The organism is Ruegeria sp. C9, assembly GCF_056537585.1.
The window spans coordinates 1-8,753 of sequence record NZ_JBQFRU010000014.1 but is presented as its reverse complement, the minus strand read 5'-3'; the positions used below and the strand labels follow the sequence as shown (position 1 = coordinate 8,753).

The 8,753-nt window shown below is 55.3% G+C and carries 9 protein-coding genes; 3 read left to right on the top strand and 6 right to left on the bottom strand.

Annotated elements, in window-relative coordinates:
• Positions 1 to 320: 320 nt before the first annotated feature.
• From ACR0NE_RS21365 to ACR0NE_RS21345, 5 genes are read right to left on the bottom strand one after another with little or no spacing between them, the layout of a single operon-like run.
• The gene (locus ACR0NE_RS21365; protein ID WP_170597126.1) at positions 321 to 1,376 is read right to left on the bottom strand and encodes a TonB family protein; all 1,056 of its coding nucleotides are present in this window, start codon (positions 1,374 to 1,376) and stop codon (positions 321 to 323) included.
• Entirely contained in the window at positions 1,373 to 1,750 is a 378-nt protein-coding gene (locus ACR0NE_RS21360; protein WP_170597127.1) for an ExbD/TolR family protein, read from the bottom strand. Before ACR0NE_RS21360 ends, ACR0NE_RS21365 begins: the two co-directional genes overlap by 4 nt.
• Positions 1,751 to 1,754: 4 nt before the next feature.
• Complete coding sequence (locus tag ACR0NE_RS21355) at positions 1,755 to 2,081, bottom strand: biopolymer transporter ExbD (protein ID WP_170597128.1); 327 nt, start codon at positions 2,079 to 2,081, stop codon at positions 1,755 to 1,757.
• Positions 2,082 to 2,112: 31 nt separating this feature from the next.
• On the bottom strand, positions 2,113 to 2,775 hold the full coding sequence (locus tag ACR0NE_RS21350; RefSeq protein WP_170567461.1) for a MotA/TolQ/ExbB proton channel family protein: 663 nt from the start codon (positions 2,773 to 2,775) through the stop codon (positions 2,113 to 2,115).
• The gene (locus tag ACR0NE_RS21345) at positions 2,772 to 3,203 is read right to left on the bottom strand and encodes a hypothetical protein (protein WP_170597129.1); all 432 of its coding nucleotides are present in this window, start codon (positions 3,201 to 3,203) and stop codon (positions 2,772 to 2,774) included. The genes ACR0NE_RS21350 and ACR0NE_RS21345 overlap by 4 nt, the downstream gene beginning before the upstream one ends.
• Before the next feature lie 272 nt (positions 3,204 to 3,475).
• Here ACR0NE_RS21345 and ACR0NE_RS21340 point away from each other — a divergent pair, with 272 nt between their 5' ends.
• Both ACR0NE_RS21340 and amaB read left to right on the top strand, forming a co-directional pair.
• Positions 3,476 to 4,582 carry a saccharopine dehydrogenase NADP-binding domain-containing protein gene (locus ACR0NE_RS21340; protein ID WP_170597130.1) on the top strand — a complete coding sequence of 369 codons (1,107 nt, stop codon included), beginning with the start codon at positions 3,476 to 3,478 and terminating at the stop codon, positions 4,580 to 4,582.
• Between the two features lie 3 nt (positions 4,583 to 4,585).
• Positions 4,586 to 6,097: an L-piperidine-6-carboxylate dehydrogenase gene (gene amaB / locus ACR0NE_RS21335; protein WP_480459949.1), complete on the top strand. Its 1,512-nt coding sequence runs from the start codon at positions 4,586 to 4,588 to the stop codon at positions 6,095 to 6,097.
• A gap of 38 nt (positions 6,098 to 6,135) precedes the next feature.
• Here amaB and ACR0NE_RS21330 read toward each other — a convergent pair whose 3' ends face one another.
• The gene (locus ACR0NE_RS21330) at positions 6,136 to 7,713 is read right to left on the bottom strand and encodes a DUF5928 domain-containing protein (protein WP_170597131.1); all 1,578 of its coding nucleotides are present in this window, start codon (positions 7,711 to 7,713) and stop codon (positions 6,136 to 6,138) included.
• Between the two features lie 140 nt (positions 7,714 to 7,853).
• Here ACR0NE_RS21330 and ACR0NE_RS21325 point away from each other — a divergent pair, with 140 nt between their 5' ends.
• Positions 7,854 to 8,672 (top strand): sulfotransferase family protein, encoded by an 819-nt coding sequence (locus tag ACR0NE_RS21325; RefSeq protein WP_170423261.1) that lies wholly within the window; start codon positions 7,854 to 7,856, stop codon positions 8,670 to 8,672.
• The last annotated feature ends 81 nt before the right edge of the window (positions 8,673 to 8,753 follow it).

The following is an 8,753-nucleotide window of genomic DNA, read 5'->3' as shown; positions in this document are numbered from 1 at the left end:
CAGCTCGTCAGGCTCATAACCTGAAACTCAGAGGTTCAATTCCTACTCCCGCAAACAAAAACACCGTGCAACATCAGATGTTTACGCACCGCCCTAGGGCGGTGTTCCTATTTGCGCCAACACTTCTAGAAGCACTGTGGAAGCAACGATAGGAAACTTCTTTTCGTAACTAGCCACTTACCCCCTCAGCTCTTTTTTGCCAATTTCTGCGCTTCGCCCATGGTGATCTTGCCGTGACGACCGATCGAAATCCTCTCGCTGGAGCGTGTTGAAGCATTCAGGGAACGATCAACTGGTTCGGCGAACTGCCGTCTTTGGTATCAACTATTCTGGTAATAAAACGATAGCCTGCGGCTTGACCCGCTTGGTGGGCGGGGAAATGGAGCGGCGCGGATGACTTGATCTCTGGCGGCGCGTTCGATTTCGGGTGAGCCAGAGCTATCGACGATATCAACCCACGCCAGTGATCCATCCGGACTGATTTCAAAGAATACCTGCGCAAACCCGCGGACCGGGACGTAGACGACGGGCGTTTGATTGAGGTGGACCAGGACTTGTCCGGCATAGTTCGTGGTATCGGAGTTTCCAACGCCGCGACCCGAGGATTGATTTCGGCCACTGCTGGCTCGGAACGGGTCAGCCCCTTCCTTTTGATAAAGGCTAAGCGGCGACTCCAATGTTTGCGTAGGGTTGCGCAAGTTATCGAAATTATTGAACCCATCAAGTGATTTTGGTGTTTCAGTTGCTGGCCTTCTGTCCGGGAGGCGGGGGCGTTTGGAAACAGATACGGCCTGATCGGAAGGCGCTGCTTGTTCTTCTGGTGGCTCGTTTGTTGGCTCATCGACCGAACTAGGGATTTCTGGTTCGACTGCCGTACTCTCGAGTGGAGGGATCGGCGCTGTTGAGCCGTCTGTGGGCGGTAAAGCTGCCAAACGCTCGGGTTCCGGGTCGACCGCTGGCGTTACGGCGGTATCTGCGTCTGTGGCTGGTTCCGGATTGGACGGGGCGACCGGTTCGGTCGGCACCTCTTCCTGTAGCTCTGATCGTGGGGCGACGGGCGCTCCGACATCGGGTGAAGATACCTGCTGAGGATTGGGGGAAGCGACGAGTGTATCGCTGATCGGGATGTCGGCAGTATCGGGCTTAACAGTGTCTTCAACCGGAGGCTCGGGTGTTTCAGCAGAGTCCGGCTGCACCGGGTCCGTCGTGTCTTCGGTGAATTCCTCGAATGTGTTGCCAAGCTCGATCAAACTGACCGATTCCTCATTGGCCCGCAGTTCTGGCAGACTGGAACCGTAGAAACTGATCCCAATGATATGCAGGACAAGCGAAAGCACACCCGCCAACGCAGCGATGGCTGCTGACTTCCGGATCATTTTAAAGCCTGCTGGGTCACGAGGTACACAGATGGCGCCCCATGCCGTCGAAGGGCACCGGTTACCTCCATCAATCGTTGGCCTGAAACATTGCGGTCGGGGACAATCCTGACGGGTCCGTCATCATGGCTGGCCATAAAAGCCTCAGGGTCGGTTTGCACTCCGCGAAAGCTGAGGATGCCATCAGCGTTCAAGACAAGCGCATCGGGAGGGTCGCGGCCTTCGAGTTCCGATGTGTCGACAAGCTGAAGCTCGGGATCAAGCGGTGGTGCCAGGGTGCCTGCAATCAGAAAGAAGATCAGCATCAGAAAGACGACGTTGATCAGAGGGATGGTCGAGTCTCGTTTGCGGCTTGGGCGACCAAAGCGGATCATCGGTCTACTCCAACACCGTGACGGTCAAGCCATCGCGGCCACGCAAAATAACCAGCAAATCCACAAGTCGTTGGGCGGACGTATCCGCATCAAGGCTTACCAGTGCCTGACCGGCCCCGATCCGCGTAGACAGTTCATCCAGCGCCAGTGTTTCGCCATTCAAAGTCACGCGCTCGGTACCGATCTGGATGAATATTCGCTCGACGGGTTCAGCCGATTCTGATGCTCCTGAGGTTGCGCTGCTGATTTCGATCTCCGCGAACTTTGAGAAAGTTGAAGACAACATGAAAAACAGCAACAGCAAAAAGATGACATCGATGAGCGGGGTCATCGACATCGGTCGTCTGACAAAGGGTTCCGTGTTACGCATGTTCAGCGTTCAGAATCTCGGTCCTGCCTGAGGCGGCCTGGTTCGAGTTGTTCGGGACCAGAACCGTACGCAGTGCTTTGTCCGCAAACACCCGTTCCCGGGCAGTTCGGCTTTCAAACCAAGACAAGACCATTGAAGTCGGCATTGCCACCGCAAGGCCAACGGCTGTTGTTACCAGAGCAACCCAGATGCCACCTGCCAACAATGAGGGATCGACAGAAGACCCGGCAGACTGAAGGCTTTGGAATGCATTGATCATTCCCAAAACTGTTCCGAACAATCCAAGCAGGGGTGCAAGCTGGGCGACCGTATCCAAAAGCCGAAATCCGCGCTCCAGCCCGGCCAGTGCCAATCCAGCTTCGGCATCCAGTCGAGCGTCCAGATCAGGAGTGTCCGGCGCGTCCATGGCGGCTTCGACAAGCGGTGCAAGATAGCTGCTGCTCTGAGCGAGGCGCGCGCGTGCAGTGGCTCGATCTCCAGCATCCCAGGCCTGCAGCGCCTGTGACAGAACCTTGTGCCGCCCTACGCCACAGGCAGCGAACTGCCAAAGCTTGTAAAGAGTAACTGCTACGGTCAGGACCGACATGACAATAAGGATAGCCACAACGGGCCCGCCAAGGGTCAGGATCTCTCGAAGAGAAGAGAGAATATTCATCCAAGCAACTCCACTTCAATCCGGCTGCTGAGCGTTAGGGTCGATTGACAGATGTCGCTCTGGGAGCCTTTTACCACGCATGAACTCGCGCCATTGATCAATGCGCGCCCAACAGTCGTGCAAGACATCTCTGGCAGATCGAACTGACGGACACGTGGGCGATCCAAAGGTAAGTCGCGAAAATCAAAAAGCGAGAGGGTAACGACACTGCCTTCGGTGTTAAATATCACCGTCTCGAATACGGCTTCATCGATAGTGGTTCCGGATTGGTTGGTCACCAGAAAGGTCAGTCTGCAGGCACTACCAACGTCTTCCAAGGCATTGAGCTCTAACGAAATCTCAGCGGCAGGTGCCTCAGCGGATTGGGCCAGAGCTGCAAAAGGAAGCAGGCATGCGAAACAGGTAAGCAGGACACGGAGAGATCTCATTGAAGGCACCTATATGCTTGGGCGAACCGCGATTGCCCGCGTTGTATAGCCGACAATGGTCCTCTCATACCTGATAGTACAATCACTTCAAAGGAGCGCTGAAACGATTGTGACTTCGACCATGTTCGAAGTCATTTTCGAATAAGCTATTTAGCAAAGTGACACATGATACGTCAAAATGACGGAATATTACCTCATTTCGTCAAGATACGATCTGCAATCCGAACAAGTCGCCCTTCATAATCAAAAGAAACACAGAATGGAGGCGCGTTTTGAGCTGGAATATTTGCGTAGTCGGGGCGGGGAAGATCGGTCAGATGATCGCGACTTTGCTGAAAACCTCGGCACATTACACGGTGACTGTTGCCGATCACGATCTTGCGGCCCTGTCTGCATTCAAGAAGCGGGGCATTTCTACGCGGCAGATTGATGCCAGCGATAGCGCGGGCTTGGAGAAAGGCCTTAAAGGGTTTGATGTGGTGATCTCTGCCGCGCCGTTCTTTCTGACACCGGCAATTGCAAGCGCAGCTAAAACTGTTGGGGCGCATTGCTTTGACCTGACCGAAGATGTCGCCGCCACCAACGCGGTGCGCGAGCTGGCGCAGAACAGCGAGACGGCATTTATGCCGCAATGCGGGTTGGCCCCCGGGTTTGTCGGGATTGCGGGCGCTGCGCTGGCGGCCGAGTTCGATGAAATCGACAGCCTGCATATGCGGGTCGGGGCGTTGCCGCTCTATCCGACCAACGCGTTGAAATATAACCTGACTTGGTCAACTGATGGGCTAATCAACGAATACTGCAATCCATGTGATGCAATTGTGAATGGCGAGAGGGTCAAGACCGCCCCCCTCGAAGATTATGAGCTGATCGGCCATGACGGAGTCGAGTACGAGTGCTTCAATACATCGGGCGGGCTGGGCACCTTGCCCGAGACGCTAGACGGTAAGGCGAAGGCGGTATCCTATCGCTCGATCCGCTATCCGGGCCATCGGGATATCTTGCGCTTGTTGCTCAGTGACCTGGGACTAGAGCGTCGCCGCGATCTGCTGAAAGAGATTTTTGAAACGGCCTTGCCGCGTACGGATCAAGACGTCGTGTTGGTCTATTGCACGGCAAAGGGCATCGTTGACGGCACGTTGCGTGAGAAATCCCTGATCAACAAATCCTTTGCGCGCACCATCGATGGACAAGTCTGGAGTGCGATCCAAGTAACCACTGCGGCAGGCGTATTGGGTGTCGTCGATCTGATGCGGACAGGGGTTCTGCCCTCGAAAGGCTTTGTTCGGCAAGAGCAGGTAAAGCTTGCCGATTTCCTGAACACCGAATTTGGCCGGCTTTATCGCGCCGGTGACGTTACCGAACAAAACAAGGCGGCTTGAGATATGAAAGACATTATAATGACTGCTGAAACCACGCTTGCGAATTTGGACCTGACTGCAGCGGAGCTTAGCGGCGGGTCGCTGCGGGTGACCTCTCCGATAGATGGCAGCCTGTTGGCCGAGGTTCACGAAACTCCGGTTTCCGAGATGGGGGCCATCTTTGCCCGCTCGAAAGCGGCGTTCAAGGAATGGCGCGTTGTGCCGGCTCCGCGCCGGGGTGAGTTGATCCGCCTGCTGGGCGAAGAGCTGCGGGCCGCCAAGGACGACCTTGGCGCGCTTGTCAGTTGGGAGGCAGGCAAGATCACCTCGGAAGGTCTGGGCGAAGTGCAGGAGATGATCGACATCTGCGATTTTGCTGTTGGTCTGTCGCGGCAGCTTTATGGTCTGACCATCGCTTCGGAACGTCCGGGTCACCGGATGATGGAAACGTGGCATCCGGCGGGACCGGTCGGAGTGATCTCGGCCTTTAATTTCCCCGTGGCGGTATGGTCGTGGAATGCTGCGCTGGCCCTGGTCTGTGGTGATCCGGTAGTTTGGAAACCGTCCGAGAAAACGCCTCTAACCGCGTTGGCTTGCCAGAAAACCTTTGAGCGGGCATTGGCCCGGTTTGGTGACGCCCCCGAGGGGCTTTTGCAGACCCTGATCGGTGGTGCCGATCTGGGTGAGGCGCTGGTTGCCAGCGAGGATGTGCCGATCATTTCAGCCACCGGCTCGACCCGGATGGGCCGCGCGGTTGCGCCGATTGTGGCGCAGCGCTTTGGCAAGTGTATTCTGGAACTCGGCGGCAATAACGCGATGATCGTTGGGCCGTCGGCTGATCTGGAAATGGCGGTGCGCGCGATCGTATTCTCGGCTGTCGGGACAGCAGGGCAGCGCTGTACGACACTGCGGCGGTTGATTGTACACAACTCGATCCGCGAGGAACTGGTTGGGCGTCTGAAGAAAGCCTATGCAGGTCTGCCCATCGGTAATCCGTTGACCGAGGGTACGTTGATTGGGCCGTTGGTGGATGAAGCTTCGGGCAATGCGATGACCGCAGCGCTTGAGTCAGCAAAGGCCGAGGGTGGTGCCGTGTTCGGAGGTCAGCGCGTGACCGAAGGTGTGCCGGGCGGTGTTTATATGCAACCGGCCATCGTTGAGATGCCGGGCCAGACCGCGACTGTGAAGGCCGAGACCTTTGCTCCGATCCTTTACGTCATGGGCTATGACGATTTTGCCGAGGCGATCGAGATTCAGAACGACGTGCCACAGGGCTTGTCGTCCTGCGTTTTTACACTGAACATGCGCGAAGCCGAGCAATTCCTGACAGCGGCCGGGTCGGATTGCGGGATTGCCAATGTGAACATCGGCCCGTCCGGGGCCGAGATCGGTGGCGCATTTGGTGGCGAGAAGGAAACCGGAGGCGGGCGCGAAAGCGGATCAGATGCCTGGAAAGCCTACATGCGCCGTCAGACCAACACGGTAAACTATTCGGCCGAGTTGCCATTGGCGCAAGGTGTCAAATTCGACATCTGAACTCGAATGTCCGGCGGCACCTGATCGTGCCGCCGGATTCAATCAGCGAACAGGTAATCCAGTTGCATGATCGCTTTGGCCTTATCGGCACTGATCCCCAGAAATTCCGCGATAATCACCTCATTCTCCGAACGTTCCGCCGCCTCACGCAAATGGAACAGCCCATCATTCTGGGTACTGCGGATCAATTCGGATTCGTAAGCCAGCGCATTGCGAAGGGTCGGTAGCAGACGTGCAAGAGAATCCTGTGAGCTGTTCTGGCCCGCAAGACCGACGCGATAGGCATGGCCGGTCAGATATTCATCTGAATAAGTACATTCGATTTCCAGAACTCGTGTTTGGGCCTGATCTGCACAGAAATCCTGAATGACGTCCAGATTGGCCGGATCTATGCAGAGTACCAGCCTGTCGCTTTGGAAATAATCGAACAACATACGTGCAACGGCCCGCCGATGGCGCGACCGCTTAATCAGGGTCGTCTCGATTCCACCCAAATCGGGCAATGGCGTATCCTGCTCATCATAGATGTATTCGATGCAGGGAATGGGGGTTTCGGATGCGATCTGGTCAACAAGCCGTTTGGCGACATGCCACTTCTTGCAAACAATCAAAAACGCCTGACGCTCGGGGCCTAACGTATTGCCGACCTCCCAAAAGCGCTGAGCGAAACGTCGTCCTACCCGACCGCGACCGGCAAGGAAGTGATACAGATTACGCCCTTCGTCCGAGATGTGGAACGTGACCCCTTCGCTGGCATAAAGCTGACCCAACCGTTCCTTCAACTCATGGGCCTCGGGGCTGATCTTGCGAGCGAACAGGTAGTTCTGCCCCAACAGCATGTCATAGTGATCATTGTAGAAGGTGACAGGCATGCCATAGTCGGAAAACATCAAAAATGTCAGTGTACGGTTTTCAATTTCCTGCTTCGGGACGAGGTGGCGAACAAGCGTCTGAAAGAACGTCTCGTCCGGGATCCAGGTGGTCGAGAAGAACCGGACCACATCGCGGCGTTGGCGCAGGAAGTCCAGAATCATCTCGACTGTGCGACGGCGCAGGCACCACCACTGGCTGCCGATCTTGACCTGCAGGTCTGCAGGTATGCCGCGGGTCAGACCGAAACGCTTTTGCATTTCGTATGCGGCATAGAACAGGCGCGGCTGATTGCGTTCGTTGAAATAGTGACGATAGATCAGCCGGTCTTCTTTCATTCCGGTCTTAATCCAATTGCTTTCGAAGAAGTCATGGCTTTCGATGAAATCCATGTCGCGTTCATCAAGGAAGCTGTGCACATACTCGGCGGTTTTAATTGCCATGCAATCGCCGGACAGCATGTAAAAATGGGTGACCCTCGGGAACTGATCCACCGCCGCCTGTAATGCATGGAGCGTGGCCTGAACCAGTGACCATTCGCCCCATCCGCATTTGATCCGCTTCGTTGCAAATGCGACGTTGCGGTTATCTTTCAGGGCGTCGCGTATCTGCGCATATTCCGTATCGTTGGCGCGAGCGTCAAAATGGATCGCCATACAATCGCCGGCAGCCGTTAGCTGACTGGCCTGCGCAATGATCGCGTCAGGGTCTTTGTGACACAGCAAGATATAGGCAATCTTTGCCATTTGCGTTTCGTAATTCCCCGTTTCTGCCCAATTGCAACCGTGATACTGAGGATGAGCGATTGAATAAACAGAATATTTTTGGTTCTTTGGGTCAAAATGCCGGAGTATCAATGCGATAACTGGCTAAGGAGGCGCAGTAGATGGGTTTTCCCGGAACATGGATGACCGAAAGTCAAAGCATGGTCTACCGTGTTGTGCCGAAATGCGCCTGCTCGACGATCGGGCAAATCATGTATTTCTCGGATCATGGCAGCTTCTTTGATGGTGACATTCACGATGCCAAGGACGGAATGCACAAGTGGGCCTTTGGTGCCAGTCAGGATCCGATTGCCAGAAATGTTCAATCGCACCAGTCCTATACGTTTACCTGCGTGCGTAATCCCTACACACGCATTCTCAGTTCCTTTTTTGACAAGATCTGCGGCATCCAGCGCAACGGCAAACGCTATCGCGGCAATCTGGTGCCAACGCTGATTTACAACTATGGAATCGAAGTCGGGGGTGACGACGGCAAGGGCGAGTTTGACCAAATTGCCAGTTTCCGCCGGTTCCTTTTATTCGCACGCGACACGATCCGTTGGCGGCGTCCGATGGACCCCGACATTCACTGGTCGGCCATGTCTGGCCATGTCTCGACGCTGATCGCTAATGGCGGGCGATATGATCGGATTTTTTGGACCGAGAAGTTCAACGATGGGATGCAGGGTGTGTTGGACAATCTTGAAACCTCGCATCCCGTGACTCTGTCCGAAATCCCGCGCTTCAACGAATCCGAAGGCCATGGGCCAAAACGCGTGCATCCGGTCGAGGATTACTTTGACGATTTGTCGATGCATCTGGTCTACGAGATCTACAAACAGGATTTTGAACTGTTCAAGTATGATTTCGAAAATCCCGCCAACAAAATGCCGACGGGTGAGATCGATCTAGATGAGATTCACGCCAAGCTGGGTGATTGAGACGCTCGAAGTGTGAGGCTCCCGCCATCACGGCGGCTCGTAGTTTCAATCGCGCGTTGCGGGCGACATATTTTGCGTTGG